A 23,374-nucleotide genomic window follows, 5' to 3' on the forward strand; every position below is an offset into this window, starting at 1 on the left:
CGACCGTTAAGCCCTCCAGCGCCGATGGTACTTGGACCGCAGGGTCCTGGGAGAGTAGGACGTCGCCAAGCAACAAGCAAAAGAGACTATGATCTTCATAAGATCATGGTCTCTTTTTGCGTTAAAAGGCAGTGGGATTTTATTTAAATTGAGCTTGTTATAAGTTTAACTGGATAAGTGGATATTAACTAGTAAATAAGAAGACGGTTCTAAAATAATTTAGTACCAGGTATTAGTATCTGGTGTTATAATGTGAATAAGGATTACAAAGGAGAGTGATCAGATTGTTGAATTCAAAAGCTAAGCTTACGGCCTTTGGCACTTATGTACCTGAACGGATTTTGACGAACGCTGACTTGGAGAAGCTTGTGGATACAAGTGACGAGTGGATTGTACAAAGAACGGGTATGCGTGAAAGACGCATTGCGGCTGAAGATCAGTATGTTTCTGATTTATGTATACAAGCTATTACACGTATGATTAAACTGTATGACGTAAATATAAATGATGTTGACATGATCATTGTAGCGACGAGTACACCTGATTACTACTTTCCAAGTACGGCTTCACGTATTCAGGCTTATTTTGATATTCCAAACACGGGGTCAATGGATGTTAGTGCAGCATGTGCAGGTTTTTCCTATGGACTTCATTTGGCAAATGGCCTTATTACAAGTGGTCTGCATCGTAAGGTGCTAGTAGTGGGAGCCGAAACGTTGTCCAAAATTACAGATTATACGGATCGGACGACGTGTATACTTTTTGGAGATGGTGCAGGAGTTGCACTTGTTGAATATGACGATGATGAAGGATCATTTTTAACTTCAGATATAGGTACCTATGGGCAAGGGGGAGCACATCTTTACCGTGTGGGACTATCTGATCATTTAAATGGAGAGAAGCTGCAAGACCATGGATTTATTGCGCAGAATGGACGTGAGGTTTATAAATGGGCTGTTCGCTCTGTTCCAACTGGAATCGAACGATTATTGGATAAGGCAAATATGAAGAAGGAGGATCTTGACTGGTTTGTACCTCATAGTGCTAATTTGAGAATGATCGAGTCCATATGTGAAAGAAGTACAGTACCTTTGGAAAAAACGCTGACAAGCGTAGAATTGTATGGTAATACATCGGCGGCATCCATCCCGTTGGCTTTGCAGTGTGGTTTGGATGATGGACGTTTACGGTATGGACAACATGTGTTGTTATATGGATTTGGCGGAGGCCTCACCTATGCGGGTCTGCTATTAAAATGGAGTGTGCCTGATCTGTAAGTTATCTTAACCCATGTAGAAGTAATAGCAATAGTATGTACGATCATGTTAATAAGAGCCGTTGGCATTAGAATTTATCGTAAGATGGCAGGATGGTATAATTAACACTATGAGAGAAAGGAGCGTAACATGAAGGTATTGGTATTGGCAGAAAAACCGTCCGTGGCCAGAGAGATTGCACGTGTGATGGGTAGCCGCGAGAAGCATAAAAGTTATATAGAAGGACCCCAGTATGTGGTGACGTGGGCACTGGGACATTTGGTCGGCTTAGCAGAGCCGGAGGATTACGATTCTAAGTATGCGACCTGGAATTTGGAGGACCTGCCTATTCTTCCGAAGAGTTCAAAGTTAAAGGTGCTGCGCGAAAGTAATCATCAGTTCAAAGCTGTGCAGCAACTCATGAAGCGGCAGGACATTGGAGAGCTTATCGTGGCAACAGATGCTGCTCGCGAAGGAGAATTGTTGGCACGCTGGATCATCCAAATGGCAAACTGGAAAAAGCCCTTCCGGCGCTTATGGATCTCTTCGCAGACGGACAAGGCGATTAAAGCAGGTTTCGCAAAGCTATTGCCTGGTCAGCAGTTTGATCGTTTATATGAATCGGCTCGCTGTAGAGCTGAAGCAGACTGGATGATTGGTCTCAATGTAACTCGCGCGTTGACTTGTCGTTATAACGCCCAACTTTCGGCGGGAAGAGTCCAAACACCAACGCTGGGGATGATTATGGAGCGTGAGAAAGAAATTACCGAATTCCGTTCTCAGGAATATGATACTTTGACGGCGGACTTCGGCGATTTTCAGGCAACTTGGCGGGCAGAAAGCGGGGATTCACGCATGTTTGACCGCACTCAAGCAGAGGCTTTGCGCCGTAGACTTGAGGGGGCCAAAGGCACAGTTGCCAGTGTTAAAAAGAGCGAAAAGAACGAGCCTCACCCGCTAGCGTATGATTTAACGGAACTACAAAGAGATGCTAATCAGCGCTATGGCTTTTCGGCTAAACAGACGTCCAATCTGCTTCAGCGTCTGTATGAGCAGCATAAGCTGGTGACCTATCCACGTACGGACAGCCGTTATCTGACATCCGATATGGTGGATACCCTTAAGGAAAGGCTCAGTAGTGTAGCAGTAGGTCCGTATGCTTCCTTGGCACGCCCGCTATTGCGTAACAACCTGCCGATCACAAAGCGAATTGTGGATGACAGTAAAGTTACGGATCATCATGCGATTATTCCTACTGAGCAGACATTATTACTTAATCAGTTAAGCCCGGAAGAACGTAAGCTGTATGATCTGATTGCACGACGGTTTATCAGTCTATTCTATCCACTTGCACGTTATGATGCTGTAGCCGTATCAGTTACGGTGGAGCAGGTGACGTTTCAGGTAAAAGGCACAACGGTAAAAGATAGCGGATGGCGTGCTGTATATGACGCGAACCATTATGATATGGATGATGAAGAAGCAGAGGATCGGGAAAACAATGGACGGGGCGTTATTTTACCTGAGCTGCAAAAAGGAGATTCCGTCCGGTTACAGCGTTGTCTTGTACGAGCTGGGCGAACGATGCCGCCGAAGCGGTATACAGAAGCAGCCCTGCTCGCTCAGATGGAAAAGCATGGACTGGGCACTCCTGCTACCCGTGCTGATCTGATTGAGAAGCTTGTCAGCTCGGATACGATTGAGCGTCAGGGGAACGTGATGCATCCAACCGGGAAAGGTAAACAATTGATTGAACTGGCGGCTCCACAGCTTCGAACGCCCGAATTGACGGCACGTTGGGAAGCGGAGCTGGAACGGATTGCTCGTGGTCAAGGACAACCGGAACCGTTTTTGAATTCTATTCGTGCTATGGCGAAAGAGCTGGTTTCCACTGTGAAAAATAGCAGTGCGGAGTACAAGCCTCATAATGTGACGAATAGTCATTGTCCAGATTGTGGTACAAAGCTATTGGAGAAGAAGGGCAAGAAAGGCAAGTTCCTTGTATGTCCAAGTGCGGATTGCGGTTACCGTCGTTCAGGGGAAAAACGTTTGTCCAATCGACGTTGCCCGCAGTGTCATAAGAAAATGGAAATGAAAGAGGGCAAAGCAGGATTGTATGTAAGATGCCTGCCCTGCGGAATTACCGAGACGTTGGATAAGGACAAGCAACGGGTAAACAAACGGGAACAGCAAAAGCTAGTAAGACAATTTGAAAAGCAGGAATCTTTTGGCTCCAGTTTGGGTGATTTGCTAAAAGCAGCGATGGAACAAAAGCAGGGCAAATAACGGATGACCAAAAGTGCTGCAGTCAACATAATCAGTAGGTGCATGTCGGTATAAAAACGATCACTCCTTGGCATGGTAATCCGAGGAGGTGAGTATTTATGCCCAAACATAAACCGCTTAAAATCAATAATCAGCAAAATAAATCAAGCATACTGGAGGAGGAAATTGCTGCTCATCCAGAGAAGCAAGCGAAATATCCTCCAAGCTTGAATGGGATTCCCAAACAGCAGTCTTGATGCTGCGTGGGAGGGACGATGGATTACTGTATAGAACCAAGACGATTGGATATTAGATGAAGTAGTTATTAATGCTAGACTTGTCTTGCAAAAAAAGCAGCAGTTACGGTGATCAACCGTAATCGCTGCTTCTTTTTCATAATAAGGATGTTGTATTTATTTGATTTGGGATAAATGTTCTTAGTATTCATTAAAGAAGGATTGAATTTGGTTAACATCGTGTGTTTGGGTCAAAGCAAGCATGAGCAAAATCCGTGCTTTTTGCGGATTGAGTGAATCGGTCGATACAAAGTTCGATGCCGCGTCTTTTGTTGACGGTGATACCACTCCACTTCCCACGCGGCTGGAGCGGGCAATGATTATTCCTTTTTTACCTGCGGCCTCTGCGCCTTCTGAGGAGGTCTTGGACAAGGAACCATTACCGGAACCAGCTACGACAATACCCTTGGCACCAGCTGCTACGGCTGCATCATACAGATAGCGACCATTGTTTTGATATTCGTATAAAATATCTACTTGTGGCAGTTGAGTCAGGTTAGAGATGTCGAATACAGAAGAAGTCGTATGCTTGTGTGTGGATTTGTTGTAGTAGTACACTTGATCGCCCACAACAGCTCCAAGGTATCCCTGCTCCACAGATTTGAACGTATCGACTGCTGTTGTGTTCGTTTTGGTGATGTATCTTGCTGCACCGATACGGTCGTTCAGCAGGACGAGTACGCCCTGACCTTTAGAGGCCGAAGCCCCGGCGACTTTCACTGCATTATAGAGGTTGAAGGGACCATCGGCACTGATGGCAGTAGCTGGACGCATGGAGCCAACGACAACTACTGGCTTATCGCTTTTGATAACAAGATTGAGGAAATAAGCTGTTTCTTCTAATGTATCTGTACCATGTGTAATGACAATGCCATCTACATCGTCTTTGGCAAGCAGTTCATTGGTGCGCTTGGCAAGTTTTAAGAGGATCTCATTATTAACATCGGGGCTACCTACATTAACAACTTGCTCACCACTGACATTTGCAATACTTTTCATCTCAGGAACGGCATTGATTAGAGTTTCCACTCCCAACGCGCCTGCTTTGTAGCCGGTTGTATCCGTGTTGACGGCAGATGATCCTGCAATGGTCCCTCCCGTGGCAAGTATTTTAATATTGGGTAAATGATTGGTTTGTGGTTTTTCGGATTTGTCCGAAGTTATAGTGGTAGAAGTAGGTGCAGTTGTGCTGGTTGTAGCTGCTGCCGCAGCGTTGGCGGTAAATCCACCACTCCATAAGGTACCTCCGAGAATAAAGCTGGCCAACAGGGGAATCATCGTCATTTTTTTCATGTTAGTCATATAAAGCTCCTCTCCAATCTTAAACCTCAAATATGATGATAGATTAACTGACAAATATTTTGTCGGATTAAGTTAATATCACGAATTATAGAGTGTAAAAATGTTTTTAGTCAATATCTATGTTAGAAAATATAACTTTAAAACCAATCCATTATCAATGTAACCGCCTTATTATTGTATGGTGGGTGTATGTAGTAAGATGAACAGTCGGTTGTTTAAGGTAAAGACCACGGCTGAATAAAAAATGTTTGCAAAAACAAAACAACAAGCAGAAATCTCATAAGGAGTCTGCTTGTTGTTTTTGTTGAAAGGTGAACAACTGAGTTTACCTTTAACTTCATTCAATGAGAACGACAAGGTAAAGTTGATATTTTACGTTAATAACATGGTTCTACAGCTGAATACAGATCCCATGATCAGGGGTTTTTGCTATGCTGTTTTGTCGGCAGGCTGGCGCTGGGAGTTCCTTTTCCTTGTTTACGGTTGCGTTCTGCCTTTTTAGCATTTTCTCGCAGCTTTTCAACGTATTCATGGGTGCTTTCCATTGCAGTTCCTCCTTTAAGACGAAATAGATGCACTCGGGGATCGCCCTTATGCCACCTTACTATTTCCGCAAAAACGCTATCCAAGTCAAGGGAGGCGTTGTTTCTGTAAAAGGGGTGGGGTTATAATGAGGGGAGAACGATATATAAGGCCTAATACCTGAACTTGGTACGGTGTGCAAAAGGGGGAGAGACATTGCAGACAGGCTTGTTGGTATGGCTGCTGTTTATCAATGCAGTAGGCTATCTGGTAATGTCGGAAGATAAAAAGAGAGCACGTAAACATCGTGATCGTGTACCTGAACGGACGTTGTTTTTCCTGGCCCTGATCGGGGGAGCCTTAGGCGTGCTAATAGCCATGTACCGTAAACGCCATAAAACACGGCATATGAGTTTCAGATTAGGTATTCCGGCGTTGCTATTCATGAACGCATTGTTGTATGGTTATTTTTTAAGGTAAGGCGAGGAGTTTAGCTTCTCATAGGGAAGTTTAATGATGAGTGAGAAGACTATTCCAGCCATCCAGTGATGTCATGGAATGAACAACAACAGGAGTACATATTTCAGGCTTTGAATCAACAAACCGAATGAGGAAGAGGTGCGTATTATGCTATTTTCAAAAGTATTGCTTGCTTATGACGGTTCGGATGCATCCAACAAGGCTTTGCTGAAGGCAGCCGAATTAGTCAAGACATCATCGTCCTCGCAGCTTGAGGTGGTAACCGCATTTGATTTTCCACGGATTTTTATGGGCGAAGGTTTGGCGCCAATTCCGGCTTCGATAAATAAAGAATATTACGATTTGGCCGAACAAACTACCGAAGAAGTTAAAAAGCGGCTTGCTGAGCAAGGTGTAGATGCCAAGGTGGAGCTCATTCAAGGTTCACCAGCCGAAGTCATTTTGGATTATGCCAATGAGAATGGCTTCGATGTGATTGTGATCGGTAGCCGCGGTTTAGGTGGTATCCGTGAATTTGTATTGGGTAGCGTAAGCCACAATGTGGTGCAGCATGCGCGTATTCCTGTGCTGGTCGTAAAATAACTGAATAAGAAAGTAAAAGTCGGTTTACTGCCTGTATAGGGAGTGCCGACTTTTATTTTTGTCAGTGGAATGCGGTACGCTCGCTGTTATCAGGATAGGTAATAGATAGCTAAACGTAATACAATAGTCCTGACCTGTGGGTATATAAGGGTGTTGATTTTGTTAAACACGAACATTCTATTGCATGATTATTGTAATGTTCGTTTTCAAGTTGACATAAGGTGTAGGGAATTGTTAAACTAGGAAGTGTATTGTCGATAAAAAATGAACTTTAGGTACAATTTAATAAGGTACACATGTTTGAGCCGAAACAGACCGCGATCATACTTGTAAAGAATATCGTCGGGTATGGAATAGGCACAATGCTAACTCGTATAATGCCGGGGATATGGCCCGGAAGTTTCTACCTGGAAACCTTAAATTTCCGGACTACGGGAGACATACGGCTGAAGCCGCATTGGATGCGGTGGAAGAGGCTTGCTTTTGGCTTGCCTTTAAGAGGCTCTGTCGTTTGTTTTTTCGTAGTCCGGTGTCTTGAAAATAACGTTATTTTCGAGTGCCGGATTTTTGGCGCTTATTGATAAACAGGGAGTGAAGGACATGTCAGTGCAGGTCGCTGTCATTATGGGCAGCACATCAGACTGGGACACCATGCAGCATGCATGTGCTGTGCTGGACGAGCTTGAAATCGGATATGAGAAAAAGGTAGTTTCAGCCCATCGTACACCGGATTTAATGTTTCGTTTTGCAGAAGAGGCCGCCGGGCGTGGATTAAAGGTCATTATTGCTGGAGCGGGTGGGGCAGCGCATTTGCCAGGGATGGTGGCTGCGAAGACATCCTTGCCAGTCATTGGTGTGCCTGTCCAGTCGAAGGCTCTGAATGGTCTAGACTCCTTGCTCTCCATTGTGCAGATGCCGGGTGGTATTCCGGTTGCCACTGTGGCAATCGGTAAGGCAGGCGCTACGAATGCAGGGCTGCTGGCCGCACAAATATTAGGCGCTTTTGACGAAAAGATAAGTCAGCGGGTTGTGGCAAGACGCGACCGTATCCGTGATGAGGTGCTGGAAGGCAGTGACTCACTATGAATGAGGCATGTGAATCTGCAGGTCGCATCCGTCCTCCAGGTACAACGATTGGACTTCTAGGAGGCGGACAGCTGGGCAGAATGCTTGTGCTAGCAGGGACAAACTTAGGATATCGTTTTGTGACGCTGGACCCTGCACCTGATAGCCCGTGTGGACAGGTGTCAGAACAAATCCGTGCTGCCTATGATGATGAGCTTGCGGCCAGAGAGTTGGCTGGTCGGTGCGATGTGATCACGTATGAGTTTGAAAATGTGGACGCAGATGTGGCTGCACTTTTGGAACAGGAATCCAGCGTGCCGCAAGGCAGCAGTCTTTTGTACACAACACAGCATCGTCTTCGTGAAAAGCGTTCTATTGAAGCTGCTGGTGTCCCTGTCGCTCCGTATCGTGAAATTAGTAGTCCTGCGGATATGGCCCAAGCGGTAGCTGAACTGGGTGTACCGTGTGTGCTCAAGACAGCAGTCGGTGGTTATGATGGCAAGGGACAAGTGGTCATTCGCCAACCGGAGGAAGCCTTAGCTGCCTACGAACAATTGGCAGGAGACGGTGCGGAACTGGTATTGGAACAGTTCATTCGTTTTCGCTGCGAAATCTCGGTGATTGTAGCTCGCAGCACGAACGGTGAAGCTAAAGCCTTTCCACCTGCGGAAAACATTCACGTGAACAACATTTTGCACACGTCGATTGTACCTGCGCGCGTGCCAGAACCTGTTCAGGAGGAAGCGCGAAAGTTAGCGCTGGCTGTGGCAGAGTCGCTGGGTGCGGTGGGACTGCTCGCTGTGGAGATGTTTGTCACCGAAGACGGACAATTGTACGTTAATGAGTTGGCACCACGACCGCATAACTCCGGTCATTACACGATGGAGGCATGCGCCACGTCGCAATTCGAGCAGCACATACGTGCGATTTGCGGTTTACCCTTGGGCAGCACGAAGCTGCTGACTTCCGTCGTGATGGTCAATGTGCTAGGTGAGCATTTGGAGGATGTGGTTCGGCGGTTTGTGCAATCGGATGTTGAAGCTGAAAGGTTGGATGTTGTACCCAAGCTGCATTTGTATGGAAAAAGTGAAGCCAAGCCAGGCCGAAAGATGGGACATATTAATCTACTGTGCCAGGATGCGGAACAAGCACTGGAATGGATTGAACAAACCAATATTTGGGGGGATAAATAGTCATGATCGAACGCTATAGCAGACCGGAAATGAGAGCGATTTGGACGGAAGAAAATAAATTTAAAGCGTGGCTGGAAGTAGAGCTGTGTGCCTGTGAAGCTTGGGCGGAATTAGGGGTTATTCCAAAAGAGGATACTGTGGCTCTACGTAAGAATGCAAGTTTTGATATTGAACGGATATATGAAATTGAGCAGGAGACAAGACATGATGTTATTGCTTTTACTCGCACGGTGTCTGAAAGTCTTGGAGATGAGCGCAAATGGGTACATTACGGTCTAACCTCTACAGACGTAGTTGATACGGCACTGGGCTACCTGTTAAAGCAGGCGAATGAAATCCTGGAACGCGATATCTTGAATTTTATTGAAATTTTGAAGGAAAAGGCATTAGCTTACAAGCATACACCAATGATGGGACGTACACATGGAGTGCATGCCGAGCCGACCACATTCGGACTGAAGATGGGATTGTGGTACGAGGAAATGAAGCGCAATCTGGAACGCTTTCGTTTTGCCGCTGACCAAGTACAATACGGTAAAATGTCCGGTGCAGTTGGGACATACGCCAACATTGACCCGGCTGTAGAAGAATTTGTATGCCGCAAGCTGGGTACCAAGCCCGCACCGATTTCTACACAGACGCTACAGCGCGACCGTCATGCCGAATACATGGCAACGTTAGCGTTGATCGCCACATCGTTGGACAAATTTGCTACAGAAGTCCGTGCTCTGCAAAAGAGTGAATTCCGTGAGGTGGAGGAAGCCTTTGCCAAGGGTCAAAAAGGATCTTCCGCGATGCCGCATAAACGCAATCCGATCGGAAGTGAAAACATCTCCGGTCTGGCACGTGTGATTCGCGGGCATATGGTATCGGCGTATGAGAACGTAACCCTATGGCATGAACGCGACATTTCGCATTCTTCCGTAGAACGCATTATTCTGCCGGATGCCACGATGCTGTTGAACTACATGCTGAACCGCTTTGGCAATATCGTGAAAAATCTGACGGTCTTCCCTGAAAATATGAAGCGCAATATGGCGCGTACGTACGGCGTACCGTTCTCCGGTCGTATTATGACGAAGCTGATCGATAAAGGCTTTAGTCGTGAAAAAGCCTACGATACCGTGCAGCCGCGTGCTATGCAGGCGTGGGAAGAGCAACGCCAGTTCCGCGATATCGTCGAGGCCACCCCGGAAATTACTGCCGTGCTCAGCGCAGACGAAATCGAGGATGCTTTTAACCCAGCCTGGCATCTGAAGAACGTGGATACGATCTTCAAAAAGCTGGGATTAGGGGAGTAGGAGGGAAGGTTGCTGCGTGGTGAGGCCGCTCCGCAAACGGATCATTCTTCCGATTGCTGTTGCCCCTGGATTCCTGAATTGGAAAACCTGCAAAGGTTGGAATCCAGAGGCAAAGGCAAGCGCTAACGCTTCTCCAGAACGATTCCGTCCGCCCCGCTGCTTCCAGCACCAACCTTCGTGTGGGAGCAGAACTTGGGAAGGTGCGGCACATAAGATGCCGCACCACCCCAAGAGCGATGGAAAAGCGTGTTCCACTGCTTTTGCTATCGCTGAGCAACGTTCTCGGGAGGGCTGCCGAATTTGCGCAGCAAACAGCCCGCTGCCCTCCCGAGAACGCGCAGGCTCAAGAAGTGAAGCCTTGAGCCACCGTATCCGTGCGCAGCGTAACACATGCGCACAACAGGCGAAGCCAGAATGCTCGCTGCACGGCATGCCGTGCTACGGCCACGGGCCGAATGGTATTGCGGCGGCATACGCGTAAAAACGCTATTTTGTACCGACGTAAAAGCGTTGCTGGATGAAAGCTTGTGCCAACAAGCCTTCATCCGGCGAAACGCGCTCATACCACTCGAGTCACATAATAAACGCCCTCACCCGGCTCACCAGCCAACCTTGCGGGAGTCCCGAGGGCAGCAGCCCTGGGAGTTCTCCCTGAGGGGAGGATTTAGGAGGGGCAAAGGTTGATTTAGGAGGGGCAACTTCTATGAAAGAGGTGTAATGAAATGTCATTGTCTACTGCCGAAGGTCTGATCCATGCGCCGCTCTTGTACAAAGGCAAGGTGCGTGAACTGTATGATCTCGGAGAGCATTTTCTGATTGTCGTGACGGACCGAATTTCGGCTTTTGATTATGTGTTAGAGCCACCCGTGCCCGAAAAGGGAAATGTGCTGAATAAGCTCAGCGCTTTCTGGTTTGAGCAGACGAAAGACTTGTTGGAAAACCATGTCGTGCACACTGATGTGAACAAGCTCGGGCATGTGATCGACGAACAGAATAAAGAGTTGCTGAAGGACCGGATCATGGTCACGCTGAAGGCTGAACGCATCGACATTGAGTGTGTGGTGCGCGGATATATTACCGGAGGCGGCTGGCGTCAGTATGAGCAGAACGGTGAGGTGAACGGCATTCCATTGCCAGAGGGGCTACGTAAAAATGAGCGCTTTCCCAAGCCTTTATTTACACCAGCTGCAAAAAATGATGTTGGACACGACGAGGACATTTCACTTCATCAAATGAAAGAACTGGTCGGGGTGGAACTAACAGGTGAGCTTGAGGAAAAGAGCTTGGCGTTGTACGAATTTGCACGTGCTTTCTGCGAGAAGCGGGGGATTATTTTAGCCGATTGCAAGTTTGAGTTTGGTCTTGTTAACGGTAAGGTGATTCTGATTGACGAGATTTTCACGCCAGATTCATCCCGTTTTTGGGCCCAGGAAAAGTATGAGCTGGATGTTGAGATTGACAGCATGGACAAGGAGCCGGTACGAAGCTATTTGGCATCATCTGGTTGGGACAAGAATAGCGAGCCCGATCCATTGCCTGCTGAGGTCGTAGAAGAAACAACTGCAAGATATACGGATATTTGGCGGCGTCTGACGGCACAGTAAATAGTAATCATAATTCAACCAATAGGATTCACTCATTCGGAGGAGGAACTGAAGGAACATGATGAAAGCAACAGTCTATGTCACGATTAAGCAAAGCGTTTTGGACCCGCAGGGGGTTGCGGTGCAAGGCGCACTGCATTCTATGGGTTTCGGAGAAGTGGACAGCGTCAGAATTGGTAAGTATATGGAATTGAATCTGGATACAACAGACCGCGAGATTGCTGAAAAGCGCATCATTGAGATGTGCGAAAAGCTGTTGGCCAACACGGTCATTGAAGACTACCGCTACGAACTGGAGGGCTGATTCCATGAAATTTGCAGTTCTGGTTTTTCCGGGCTCCAACTGTGATATTGACTGCTATAAGGCGGTAGAGGACACGGTCGGTGAACCTGTCGATTATGTTTGGCATACTGCGACGGATCTGTCGCCTTATGATTGTATTCTTGTTCCAGGAGGCTTCTCCTACGGGGATTACCTGCGTTGCGGCGCGATTTCCCGGTTTGCTCCGGTGATGAAGGAAGTTGCGAAAGCGGCTGCCGAGGGCAAATATATTTTGGGTATTTGCAACGGTTTTCAAATTCTGACCGAAGCCGGTCTGTTGCCAGGGGCTTTACGCCGTAATCTGTCGATGAAATTCCTATGCCGGGATACGGTGTTGCAGGTTGCGAATAACCAAACACCTTTTACTAAAGATTACGCTGCTGGTGAAAAGATCGTCATTCCGATCGCACACGGCGAAGGCAACTATTACTGTGATGATGAGACGCTGGCTCGCTTGCAGGCGAATAACCAGATCGTATTTACGTATAAAGATAATCCAAACGGTTCCATGACGGATATCGCAGGGATTTGTAATGAACAAGGAAACGTGCTGGGCATGATGCCTCACCCTGAACGCGCGGTGGACGCATTGCTCGGAACGGATGACGGCAAACGTATGTTTACATCTATTTTGAACGCATGGAGGGATCGACATGGCGCAGCAAGTGTCCGCTAAGGAACCAACGGCAGAGCAGGTTGCCGAGCATAAACTGTACCAGCAGATGGGTGTGTCGGATAGCGAATATGCGTTGATCTGTGAATTCATGGGACGTCAGCCGAATTATACGGAGATTGGTGTATTCAGTGTCATGTGGTCAGAGCATTGTGCTTACAAAAACTCCAAGCCGTTATTGCGTCGTTTTCCAACGAGCGGTCCACGAGTGCTGATGGGACCCGGCGAGGGCGCAGGCATTGTAGATATCGGTGATAACCAAGCGGTTGTATTTAAAATCGAAAGCCATAACCATCCGTCGGCTGTGGAGCCTTTTCAAGGGGCAGCGACTGGGGTAGGCGGTATCATCCGTGATATTTTCTCCATGGGTGCAAGACCCGTTGCGGTGTTGAACTCTCTGCGTTTTGGCAAGCTGGAGAGCGACCGTGTGAAATATTTGTTCGAGCATGTGGTATCTGGTATTGCGGGCTACGGGAACTGTATCGGTATTCCGACTGTAGGTGGCGAGGTTGTATTTGATGAAAGCTACGAAGGCAACCCGCTCGTTAATGCAATGTGTGTCGGACTGATTGACCATGATAAAATCCAGCGTGGTGTTGCTAAAGGGGTCGGTAACCCGGTGTTCTATGTGGGCCCACCGACAGGTCGTGATGGGATTCATGGAGCGACATTCGCATCGGTTGAGCTGACAGAAGAATCTGAAGCGAACCGGACTGCGGTTCAAGTAGGCGATCCTTTTATGGAGAAGCTGGTTATGGAATCATGTCTGGAACTGATCGACAGTGGTATTGTGCTGGGTATTCAGGATATGGGTGCCGCAGGACTCACCTGCTCCAGCGCGGAGATGGCGAGTAAGGCTGGCAACGGCCTGGAGCTGTATCTGGATCAGGTACCGCAGCGTGAAGAGGGTATGACACCTTATGAAATGATGCTGTCCGAATCACAAGAACGGATGCTGTTCGTAGTAGAGCCTAAGGATGAAGCACAGGCACTGGAAATTTTCGAGCGCTGGGGCGTTATTTGTGCCAAGGTCGGTAAAGTGACGGATGACGGTCGTTTGCGTTTGTTCCATCACAATGAAGTGGTCGGAGATATGCCAGTGACGGCACTGGTTGATGAATGCCCGATTTATGACAAGCCTTCCGAAATCCCCGCTTATTATGAGCAAAATGCTGCTATTGACACACTTCGTTATGCAGAAGTGACAGATTTGAACGATGCGCTGAAAAAGGTGCTGTCTTCACCAAGTGTAGCTAGTAAGAAATGGGTATACGAGCAGTATGACTACATGGTTCGCACGAGTACAGCCGTTCGTCCGGGATCGGATGCAGCTGTAGTAACCGTGCGTGGAACTCGTAAGGGTCTCGCCATGACGACAGATTGTAACGGACGTTATGTATACCTGGATCCAGAGGTAGGCGGACGGATTGCAGTTAGCGAAGCAGCACGTAACATTGTATGTTCTGGCGGCGAGCCTTTGGCGATTACAGATAACCTGAACTTCGGTAACCCTGAAAAGCCGGATATTTTCTGGCAAATGGAAAAAGCCGTAGATGGTATGGCTGAAGCTTGCCGTGTACTGGATACACCTGTTATCGGGGGTAATGTCAGCTTGTACAACGAAAATACCAAAGGCTCCATCTATCCGACGCCTGTTGTTGGTATGGTAGGTCTGGTACATGATACAGATCATATTACGACACAAGGCTTCAAAGCCGAGGGTGATGTGATTTTCTTGGTGGGGGAAACGAAGGCCGAGCTGGGAGGTAGCGAGTTCCAAGCTGTCGTACACGGTGTATCCGAGGGACGCCCTCCTGAGCTGGATTTGAACGTAGAGAAAAAGCTGCTGACTGCGGTACTGGGAGCGATTCAGGGCGGATTGGTACAATCTGCGCATGATTTGGCAGAGGGCGGATTGGCTGTAGCGCTTGCGGAATCCGGGATTAGCGGCGGATTGGGAGCACAGGTCAACGTAGAAACGACTTTGCGTCCTGACCATGCCTTGTTTAGCGAAAGCCAGTCCCGTATTTTGTTATCTGCATCGCCGGATAAAGCGTCTGCGCTGGAAGCACATCTACGTGGTTTGGAAGTGCCAGTAACCGTATTAGGAAAAGTTGAAGGATCACAATTGACAGTTGAGGTGAACGGACAACCCGCTTTGAACGAGGCAGTCGCCAGTTTGAAGCAAATCTGGGAGGATGTCATTCCATGTCTGATGAAATAACAGCACGGACGTTGTGGACTGGAGATTATTATAATGAAGGCTCTGGTAAAGAGGGGCTGTTTGATAAATTAAAAGAGGAGTGCGGCGTATTCGGTGTGTATAGACACTCCGATGCCGCTTCCCTAGCATATTACGGATTGCATGCACTCCAGCATCGTGGGGAGGAAAGTGCAGGCATCTGTGTGAGCAGTGGTGACGAGTTCCATTATCATCGTGGTATGGGTCTTGTAAAAGAAGTATTCAATAAAGATTTGATGGCTTCGCTGACAGGCGATATTGCCATAGGACATGTGCGCTACTCGACAAGTGGAGACAGTAAGCTGACGAATGCACAGCCTTTGGTGTTCAAGTATCGTGATGGCGATTTGGCAGTAGCCACGAACGGGAATATCGTGAATGCTTTGCAAATCCGGCATGAGCTGGAGCAGGGCGGGTCTATTTTTCAAACGACCAGCGATACAGAAGTAGTAGCACATTTGATCGCACGATCGTCCAAGGATTTGGTGGAGGCCGCTAAGGATGCATTGAAGCGTATTGTCGGCGGGTTTGCTTTCCTTATTATGACCAACGACAAGCTGCTCGTGGCTTCCGACCCCAATGGTCTGCGTCCAATCACGATGGGCAGACTGGGAGATGCTTATCTGTTCGCATCCGAGTCTTGTGCCCTGGAAACGATTGGGGCAGAGTTGCTGCGCGATATCGAACCGGGTGAGCTGTTGGTGTTGGACAAAAATGGACTGCATGAAGATCGTTACACGGAAGAAAAGCACCGTAAAGCGCTATGTGCGATGGAATATATTTATTTTGCCCGGCCTGACAGTGACTTGAATGGTTCTAATCTTCATGCTGCACGCAAAAGAATGGGCAGCCAGATGGCGCTGGAAGCTTTTGTTGATGCAGATTTGGTTACCGGTGTACCGGACTCCAGTATTTCGGCTGCGATTGGTTATGCAGAGCAGACAGGTATTCCTTATGAGCTGGGCATGATTAAAAATAAATACACTGGACGTACCTTCATTCAGCCGAGTCAGGAGCTACGCGAGCAGGGTGTGAAAATGAAGCTGAGCGCTGTACGCCGTGTTGTTGAAGGTAAACGGGTCATTATGATCGACGATTCTATCGTCCGAGGTACTACTTCCCGTCGAATCGTAAATATGCTGCGTGATGCGGGAGCGTTGGAAGTACATGTACGTATTACCTCGCCGCCTTTCAAAAACCCGTGCTTCTATGGTATTGACACGCCGGATCGCCGGGAACTGATTGCTTCATCCAAAACCGTCGAGGAAATTCGTGAGGAAATTAACGCCGATTCGCTTTACTTTATGAGCGCCGAGGGTTTGATTGCCGCTGTAGGTGGATATAACGAACAGGATTACAAAGGCGGCTTGTGCCTAGCTTGTTTCGATAATGATTACCCGACTCAGGTAGATTTCAAAGGCGAAGAGAAGTTCGGATGTAGTTGTTAGTATAGGGAACAAAAGAGGTACTAGCGCCATATAATGCGGTTCTGAGGGGGCCACTCCGCGTGTGGAAGGTTCTTACGATCGCTGTTGCCGCTGGATTCCTGGATTGAAATAATCCCTTACAGGGTTGGAATCCAGCTGCAAAGGCGAACGCTTTCTTCTCCAGAATCCTTCCACCCGCTGCGTTTCTCAGGTATGCAGCATTATTGCAGCAGTGCCTGTACCTCTTTGGTTCCCACCGGGAAGAGGATAGGTAAGGCAGTTAAAAACTCATGGCATAACTATTTCATGCCATGAGTTTTTAGCGGAGCGGTGACTCGTAAAAAGTCGCCCTGCTCTTGTAAGGCTGAGCCGCGAAGCGAAGCTCAATAGCAGGCAAGGCAAAGCTGCCTGCCTCAAAGGGCAAAGAAGTAAGCCGCCCGTTGGCGCTGCTCACTTCTTTGCCCGGCACGTCCCCGCCTTTGCGAAGCAAAAAGCCCGGGACGTGCCCCCGCCGCCTCTGTCAAGGGCGGCCACGCACTAAAGCGTGTCCTTGTGAATTGCGGGAATGACCCGCAATTCACAAAGGATAGCACGCGACTCACAGCACGAACCATACACCAAGCAGCACCCAACCCTACGCATCTGACCGACTCTTGAGGGGTCCAGGGGGAGCAGCCCCATGGAATCCTCCCTGTTAGGGAGGACTTAGGAGGGTCAATCATTTGAAGGAGTGTTCATGAATGTCCGAAGCATACAAAAACGCAGGGGTAGATATCGCTGCCGGTAATGAAGCAGTAGAACGGATGAAAAAGCACGTTAAACGTACCTTCCGTCCCGAAGTGCTGACGGACTTGGGCGGATTCGGTGCGTTGTTCGGCCTGAATAAGGATAAGTACGAGGAGCCTGTACTCGTTTCCGGTACCGATGGTGTCGGCACGAAGCTGAAGCTTGCTTTCGCAATGGATCGTCATGACACCATTGGTATTGACGCGGTTGCGATGTGTGTAAACGACATTGTCGTCGGGGGCGCGGAGCCACTCTTTTTTCTGGATTACCTCGCTTGTGACAAGGTTGTGCCCGAGAAAATTGAAGCTATAGTCGCTGGAATCGCAGAGGGATGCCATCAATCGGGCTGTGCGCTGGTCGGCGGTGAAACCGCAGAAATGCCAGGGATGTATAGCGAGGGTGAATATGATATTGCCGGATTCACGGTAGGGATTGTAGATAAAAGTAAAATCATCAACGGCAGCTCCATTGCCCCTGGAGATACCGTTATTGGGCTGGCCTCCAGTGGAGTTCACAGTAATGGCTTCTCACTGGTTCGCAAGCTGTTATTGGAACAGCAGGGCTATGATTTGCATGATGAAATCGAAGGCTTAAACGGCAAACTGGGCGATGTACTGCTGGAGCCGACGAAAATTTACGTGAAATCCGTTTTGGCATTGCTGGACAAGGTAAAAGTAAAAGGTATGGCGCATATCACAGGTGGTGGTTTTATTGAAAATATCCCAAGAGTGTTACCGGATCACGTCAATGTGGATATTGAATACGGCACTTGGCCGATTTTGCCAATCTTCCAGCTCATGCAGGAAAAAGGTGCAATCTCCAACAGAGACATGTTCACAACCTTTAATATGGGGATTGGCATGGTAATCGTTGTAGGCGAAGAGCATGCACAGACTGCACTGGAAGTTCTGAAGGAACAGGGCGAAGCTGCCTATGTGATCGGAAAAGTAACGGAAGGCAGTTCTATCGTGACCTTTACGGGAGCCGAGGTGTAATGAACGAGTACCGGATTGCTGTTTTTGCATCAGGCGAAGGGACGAATTTTCAGTCATTGGTGGATGCCGCTGCGCGAGGAGAACTGGGCGGCGCCTCGGTAGAATTGCTCATCTGTGACAAGCCTGCGGCCCCTGCCGTAGCTAGAGCACAGAAAGCTGGAGTTGCGTGCCATACCTTTCGACCCAAGGAATATCCTTCTCGAGAAGACTATGAGCGTGAACTGGTGGCTTTACTGGAGCAGAAATCAATTGATCTCATCGTGTTAGCTGGCTACATGCGTTTGCTATCCAGCGTCATGGTCGATGCCTACGCAGGAAAAATCATTAATATTCATCCGTCACTACTTCCGGCATTTCCAGGGAAAGATGCTGTTGGACAGGCATTGACCTATGGTGTCAAGGTAAGTGGCGTCACCGTTCATTTTGTGGACGGGGGCATGGATACGGGAGCTATTATTGCCCAGCGTGTCGTGGAGGTTAGCGACCATGATACTGCGGAATCCTTATCCGCAGCCATTCAATCCGTAGAACGTCAGCTATATCCAGAAGTAGTTGGCAAATTAGCCCAAGGCAAAATCCAATTAAATGGTCGCAAAGTGATTTCACTTCTCTAAGAATGATTGTAATTTGTCATATCATTGTTATATCAAGGATGCTGTACAGGCATTTTCCGATATTTCTCGGGAAATAAAATGATAAAAGAGAATTTTGCAAAATTCTGAAAGAGCTAAAGGAGGAGACAGGGTGAGTATTAAAAGAGCGCTCGTCAGCGTATCGGATAAGCGAGGGATCGTGGAATTTTGCCGCGAGTTGTCCAAATTGGGTGTGGAGATCGTTTCGACAGGGGGAACGAGCAGCTTGTTGTCGAAGGAGGGCATTCCTGTCATCGGCATTTCCGAGGTAACGGGTTTTCCTGAAATTATGGATGGACGTGTTAAAACACTCCACCCTGCGGTACACAGCGGCTTGCTGGCTGTTCGGGATAATGAAGAGCATCAGCGTCAGATGAAAGAGCTTGGATTGGGTTATATTGATCTGGTCGTTGTGAATCTGTATCCTTTTGCGGAAACGATTGCCAAACCCGGTGTAACTTATGAGGACGCGATTGAAAATATCGACATCGGCGGGCCAACGATGCTTCGTTCTGCGGCAAAAAATCATGCTTTTGTCAGTGTGGTGGTTGATGCTGATGACTATAGCACAGTGTTGGAGGAAATTCGTAAGGATGGCGATACGGAGCTGAATACCCGTAAGCGTTTGGCTGCAAAAGTGTTCCGCCATACGGCGTCATACGACGCTTTGATATCCGATTATTTGTCGAATGTGACAGGCGAGCCGTTGCCTGAGCGTTACACTGTAACCTATGAAAAAATCCAGGATTTGCGTTATGGCGAAAATCCGCATCAGCAGGCGGCATTTTACCGTGAGCCATTGGCGGCAAAGGGTACACTGACAACAGCGAAACAACTTCACGGCAAAGAGCTGTCTTACAATAACATCAATGATGCTAATGCAGCTTTGCAAATTGTCAAAGAATTCAGCGAACCTACAGTAGTAGCAGTTAAGCATATGAATCCTTGCGGTGTGGGAATTGGCGGCAGTATTTATGAAGCGTACAGCAAGGCGTATGCAGCTGATCCAACCTCGATTTTTGGCGGCATCGTAGCGGCTAACCGGATTATTGATGGTGATACAGCAAATAAGCTCAGTGAAATCTTTTTGGAAATTGTACTGGCACCGGGCTTTACGAAAGAAGCATTGGAGATTTTAACGAAAAAGAAAAATATTCGTTTGCTTGATCTGGGTGAGCTTTCCCGGTCTGAACAGGCAGAAAGCCGTTTCGTTGTGACTTCCATTGAAGGCGGCATGGTCGTTCAGCAAAATGACATTCACGCTGTAGACTCGGATGCACTTACAGTTGTAACGGAGCGGGCACCATCCGAGGAAGAACTGAAACAGCTTTTGTTTAGCTGGAAAGTGGTTAAGCATGTAAAATCCAACGCCATCGTACTGGCGGCAGATAATATGACCATTGGCGTAGGCGCTGGACAAATGAACCGTGTCGGTGCGGCCAAGATTGCTATCGAGCAGGCCGGTGACAAAGCAAAAGGTGCCGTACTGGCATCCGATGCATTTTTCCCGATGGGCGATACGTTGGAGTTGGCAGCTAAAGCAGGCATCACAGCAGTTATTCAGCCCGGCGGCTCCATCAAAGACGAAGAGTCCATCAAGGTTGCTAACGAATACGGCATTGCCATGGTCTTTACAGGCGTACGTCATTTCAAGCACTAACTTGTATGAGTTGAGGATGCAGCAGCATTTTCACCTGAACAATCTTAATGGGAGCGGGAGGAATCACCTGAATGGATATTTTGGTTATCGGAGGGGGCGGCCGCGAACATGCAATTGTGTGGGCGCTAAAAAAAAGCCCCAAGGCCGGACAAATCTATTGCGCACCGGGCAATGCTGGTATCGGACAGTTAGCGGAGTGTGTGCCGATTCCGGTGAGTGACTTTGACGCGCTGACAGAACTGGCGGAATCCAAAAAGGTCGGACTTGTCGTGGTTGGCCCCGATGATCCGCTGGCAGATGGCATTGTGGATGCTTTTGAAGCGAAAGGCATTCCCGTATTCGGACCGCGTAAAAATGCAGCGGAAATTGAAGGTAGCAAAATCTTCATGAAGGATTTGCTCCATAAATATCATATTCCAACAGCCACCTATCGCAAGTTTTATACTTACGAGGAAGCACATGCATACTTGAAGGAGCAACCGATCCCGGTCGTCATTAAGGCAGACGGACTGGCGGCAGGCAAAGGGGTAACGGTCGCTTACTCGATGGAGGAAGCGGAAAAGGCTCTCTCTGACATTATGGTGACCAAGGTGTTTGGTGAAGCCGGGGCACAAGTCGTGATTGAGGAGTTTCTGGCTGGTCAGGAAATGTCGATTCTCTCCTTTGTCGATGGTGAAACGGTTCGTCCGATGGCCGCGGCGCAAGACCACAAGCCTATTTTTGATGGTGACAAAGGGCCAAATACAGGTGGCATGGGTACGTATTCTCCATTGCCTCACATAGCCAATTCCATTATTGAGGAAGCTATTGAGACGATTATTAAGCCGACGGCCAAGGCCATGGTTGCTGAAGGGCGCCCGTTCCGAGGTGTATTATTTGCCGGATTGATGATTTCACCGGACGGCAAGCCGAAGACCATTGAGTTTAATGCACGTTTCGGTGATCCGGAAACTCAAGTGGTTCTGCCTCGTTTGAAATCCGATCTGCTCGATATTTTTCTCGCTGCTGTAAATGGCACGCTGGATCAGGTGGAGATCGAGTGGAAGGACGAAGCGGCAGTGTGCGTGGTGCTGGCATCCGGAGGTTATCCTGCAGCTTACGCCAAAGGCGTACCTATCCACGGATTGGAACAGGTAGACGAAGCTATTGTATTCCATGCTGGAACGGGCATCAACGAACAGGGTGAGTGGGTAACGAACGGAGGACGCGTACTAGGCGTGGTTGGCTTGGGGCGTGACATTGCCGAGGCACGTGACAAAGCTTACGAACAGGCGGATCGTATTACCTTTGAAGGTAAACAAAACCGTACGGACATTGCGGCAAAAGCATTGCTGTAGCAGCAACATATAGGATAAAGAGAACCTCTGTGGAGGTTCTCAGGCTGTCGAGAAACCCCCTGTTTTTTAATCAGGTTTAAAATGGCCACTTTGATCAAATAAAAATGGGTCCTCAGATCGTTTTAAATCGATTTTTGTTTTAAAAGTTGAGTTTCCCCAAATAAAAAATAAAGTGCCGGAAAGTCCGTTGGACTTTCTCGACACTCTGAGAACCTCTGTGGAGGTTCTCTTTTTGTTTAAAGAAAATAAAGTTGTAGACTGAGCAAATAAAGCGTTTTCTTAGTGCTTGGATTAATATAAGGCTCCTTTAGAAGCACTACATGCTACCCGCGCATGTTCTTTAATTAATATTTGGCGCTGGAGCTTCCTTTTTTATTGAACTCCCATGAAAGTTAAAGCAGCTAAAAACCCGAAAAAGACAATAACAAAATAGACCTAGCCAAATGATTTTTTTTAAAAAAGGCACTGCCTGAGAAGAGTTATGAAATTAAAGTATCAAAGATTTTTCAAGGCTGAACGTAAAAATGAGGCTGGTGTAAAGGTTGTTTTAGTTCATTTAAATGCTTAAACTAACGGTTAATAGTAGGTTCAAGTAATCGATGAGACGAAGAGGGGAAACCGAAATGAAGACGATCAAGTGCATGATGGACCACCTGTACTGGGCGGACGGACGCATCCTGGACGCGCTTGAGAAGAGTGAGACGAAGAACAAGGACCTTCTGAAGCTGGTTCGGCACGTCGCGGTCGCGGAACGAGTCTGGCTGTCCCGATTGCCGGGCAAGGGCAGCGCCCAATATTCGTTGTGGGAGGAAGCAGAAGACCTGACGGCGATCCGGACGATGTTCGAAGAAAACGCCGAGCAATATCGCGTCTATATCGAAGGACTTGAGGAATCCGAGTTGGACGAGATGATCGACTATGCGAATCAGAGCGGGGTTCCGTTCCAAACGTCCGTCCGGGACATCCTGTCACAGGTCCTCTTACATGGGCAATATCACCGGGGACAGATCAACCGGGCGCTTCGGATCGAATCGGTAGAGCCTGTCCAAGTCGATTACATCACGTTCGCGAGGCTCTAACAGGGCCTAATAATCACCATTATTCGGAATGGGATTGGCATTGAACGACGGGTACGATATCTCAACAAATTGCTTTTACCATATAAGAGCAACATGCTAATGTATATTAGCAGACGATGATGTTTTATAAGTGATAAGAACCTACACTGCCTTATTTAGGATCAAAGAGAGCCCATACCCTTATAAATTGGAAAATTCATTTGCTTCCAAATACGGTTATGGGCTTATTTACTTTTCATAAGCACTACACCACATTAGACTGCCGGTACTTGTTTAAGCTATACCAGCTAATAGCTTGTCAACATTTCCAGCAAAATAATTAGAAACCTTATGGTATAGTGAAAAATAAGCATGC

General features: G+C 47.8%; 21 protein-coding genes and 1 riboswitch. Of the genes, 19 read left to right on the top strand and 2 right to left on the bottom strand.

The genetic code is table 11. The annotated features are described in order from the left end of the window. Window positions 1-284 precede the first annotated feature (284 nt). The 3 genes from G9G53_RS25165 (at window position 285) to G9G53_RS25175 (ending at window position 3,778) form a co-directional block, all read left to right on the top strand. On the top strand, window positions 285-1,277 hold the full coding sequence (locus G9G53_RS25165) for a ketoacyl-ACP synthase III (protein ID WP_165150833.1): 993 nt from the start codon (window positions 285-287) through the stop codon (window positions 1,275-1,277). 129 nt (window positions 1,278-1,406) lie between these two features. Beyond that, complete coding sequence (locus G9G53_RS25170; RefSeq protein WP_165150834.1) at window positions 1,407-3,542, top strand: DNA topoisomerase III; 2,136 nt, start codon at window positions 1,407-1,409, stop codon at window positions 3,540-3,542. Window positions 3,543-3,640: 98 nt separating this feature from the next. Next, window positions 3,641-3,778, top strand: coding sequence for a hypothetical protein (locus tag G9G53_RS25175; RefSeq protein WP_016819760.1), 138 nt, complete (start codon window positions 3,641-3,643; stop codon window positions 3,776-3,778). Window positions 3,779-3,958: 180 nt separating this feature from the next. Here the strand turns inward: G9G53_RS25175 and G9G53_RS25180 are convergent, their stop codons facing one another. Together G9G53_RS25180 and G9G53_RS25185 are read right to left on the bottom strand one after the other, a co-directional pair. Next, window positions 3,959-5,119, bottom strand: a complete 1,161-nt coding sequence (locus G9G53_RS25180) for a type II asparaginase (protein WP_165150835.1) — start codon at window positions 5,117-5,119, stop codon at window positions 3,959-3,961. Between the two features lie 416 nt (window positions 5,120-5,535). Continuing rightward, window positions 5,536-5,664: a DUF4023 family protein gene (locus G9G53_RS25185; protein ID WP_013369463.1), complete on the bottom strand. Its 129-nt coding sequence runs from the start codon at window positions 5,662-5,664 to the stop codon at window positions 5,536-5,538. 193 nt (window positions 5,665-5,857) lie between these two features. Here G9G53_RS25185 and G9G53_RS25190 point away from each other — a divergent pair, with 193 nt between their 5' ends. The 16 genes from G9G53_RS25190 to G9G53_RS25265 all read left to right on the top strand — a co-directional run bounded on the left by G9G53_RS25190 (window position 5,858) and on the right by G9G53_RS25265 (window position 23,019). Further along, window positions 5,858-6,121, top strand: coding sequence for a DUF1294 domain-containing protein (locus G9G53_RS25190; protein WP_025719814.1), 264 nt, complete (start codon window positions 5,858-5,860; stop codon window positions 6,119-6,121). A 147-nt stretch (window positions 6,122-6,268) separates the two neighbouring features. After that, window positions 6,269-6,703 (top strand): universal stress protein, encoded by a 435-nt coding sequence (locus G9G53_RS25195; protein WP_029516040.1) that lies wholly within the window; start codon window positions 6,269-6,271, stop codon window positions 6,701-6,703. Window positions 6,704-7,053: 350 nt separating this feature from the next. After that, window positions 7,054-7,155, top strand: a riboswitch (purine riboswitch). Between the two features lie 148 nt (window positions 7,156-7,303). Continuing rightward, window positions 7,304-7,789, top strand: coding sequence for a 5-(carboxyamino)imidazole ribonucleotide mutase (gene purE, locus G9G53_RS25200; protein ID WP_014279837.1), 486 nt, complete (start codon window positions 7,304-7,306; stop codon window positions 7,787-7,789). Then, a complete protein-coding gene (gene purK / locus G9G53_RS25205; RefSeq protein WP_165150836.1) occupies window positions 7,786-8,961 on the top strand; it encodes a 5-(carboxyamino)imidazole ribonucleotide synthase in 1,176 nt (391 codons plus the stop codon). The genes purE and purK overlap by 4 nt, the downstream gene beginning before the upstream one ends. A 2-nt stretch (window positions 8,962-8,963) precedes the next feature. Beyond that, window positions 8,964-10,262 (top strand): adenylosuccinate lyase, encoded by a 1,299-nt coding sequence (purB, locus tag G9G53_RS25210; RefSeq protein ID WP_029516038.1) that lies wholly within the window; start codon window positions 8,964-8,966, stop codon window positions 10,260-10,262. Between the two features lie 16 nt (window positions 10,263-10,278). Continuing rightward, complete coding sequence (locus G9G53_RS25215; protein WP_165150832.1) at window positions 10,279-10,743, top strand: hypothetical protein; 465 nt, start codon at window positions 10,279-10,281, stop codon at window positions 10,741-10,743. Between the two features lie 241 nt (window positions 10,744-10,984). Beyond that, entirely contained in the window at window positions 10,985-11,866 is an 882-nt protein-coding gene (locus tag G9G53_RS25220; RefSeq protein ID WP_029516036.1) for a phosphoribosylaminoimidazolesuccinocarboxamide synthase, read from the top strand. A 58-nt stretch (window positions 11,867-11,924) separates the two neighbouring features. Further along, window positions 11,925-12,170: a phosphoribosylformylglycinamidine synthase subunit PurS gene (gene purS, locus G9G53_RS25225; RefSeq protein ID WP_165150837.1), complete on the top strand. Its 246-nt coding sequence runs from the start codon at window positions 11,925-11,927 to the stop codon at window positions 12,168-12,170. A gap of 4 nt (window positions 12,171-12,174) precedes the next feature. Then, window positions 12,175-12,864, top strand: coding sequence for a phosphoribosylformylglycinamidine synthase subunit PurQ (purQ, locus tag G9G53_RS25230; protein ID WP_029516035.1), 690 nt, complete (start codon window positions 12,175-12,177; stop codon window positions 12,862-12,864). Continuing rightward, window positions 12,842-15,085 carry a phosphoribosylformylglycinamidine synthase subunit PurL gene (gene purL / locus G9G53_RS25235; RefSeq protein WP_029516034.1) on the top strand — a complete coding sequence of 748 codons (2,244 nt, stop codon included), beginning with the start codon at window positions 12,842-12,844 and terminating at the stop codon, window positions 15,083-15,085. The genes purQ and purL overlap by 23 nt, the downstream gene beginning before the upstream one ends. Beyond that, entirely contained in the window at window positions 15,070-16,551 is a 1,482-nt protein-coding gene (gene purF, locus G9G53_RS25240; RefSeq protein WP_029516033.1) for an amidophosphoribosyltransferase, read from the top strand. The genes purL and purF overlap by 16 nt, the downstream gene beginning before the upstream one ends. A gap of 719 nt (window positions 16,552-17,270) precedes the next feature. Continuing rightward, a complete protein-coding gene (gene purM / locus G9G53_RS25245) occupies window positions 17,271-18,311 on the top strand; it encodes a phosphoribosylformylglycinamidine cyclo-ligase (protein WP_039272361.1) in 1,041 nt (346 codons plus the stop codon). Continuing rightward, window positions 18,311-18,925 carry a phosphoribosylglycinamide formyltransferase gene (gene purN / locus G9G53_RS25250; RefSeq protein ID WP_165150838.1) on the top strand — a complete coding sequence of 205 codons (615 nt, stop codon included), beginning with the start codon at window positions 18,311-18,313 and terminating at the stop codon, window positions 18,923-18,925. The genes purM and purN overlap by 1 nt, the downstream gene beginning before the upstream one ends. A 130-nt stretch (window positions 18,926-19,055) precedes the next feature. Beyond that, window positions 19,056-20,603: a bifunctional phosphoribosylaminoimidazolecarboxamide formyltransferase/IMP cyclohydrolase gene (gene purH, locus G9G53_RS25255; RefSeq protein WP_013308804.1), complete on the top strand. Its 1,548-nt coding sequence runs from the start codon at window positions 19,056-19,058 to the stop codon at window positions 20,601-20,603. Between the two features lie 71 nt (window positions 20,604-20,674). Then, window positions 20,675-21,940, top strand: coding sequence for a phosphoribosylamine--glycine ligase (gene purD / locus G9G53_RS25260; protein ID WP_165150839.1), 1,266 nt, complete (start codon window positions 20,675-20,677; stop codon window positions 21,938-21,940). 623 nt (window positions 21,941-22,563) lie between these two features. Beyond that, window positions 22,564-23,019 (top strand): DinB family protein, encoded by a 456-nt coding sequence (locus G9G53_RS25265; protein WP_165150840.1) that lies wholly within the window; start codon window positions 22,564-22,566, stop codon window positions 23,017-23,019. Window positions 23,020-23,374: the final 355 nt, after the last annotated feature.

Source organism: Paenibacillus sp. EKM206P, from assembly GCF_011066155.1.
GTDB classification, from domain to species: domain Bacteria; phylum Bacillota; class Bacilli; order Paenibacillales; family Paenibacillaceae; genus Paenibacillus; species Paenibacillus polymyxa_D.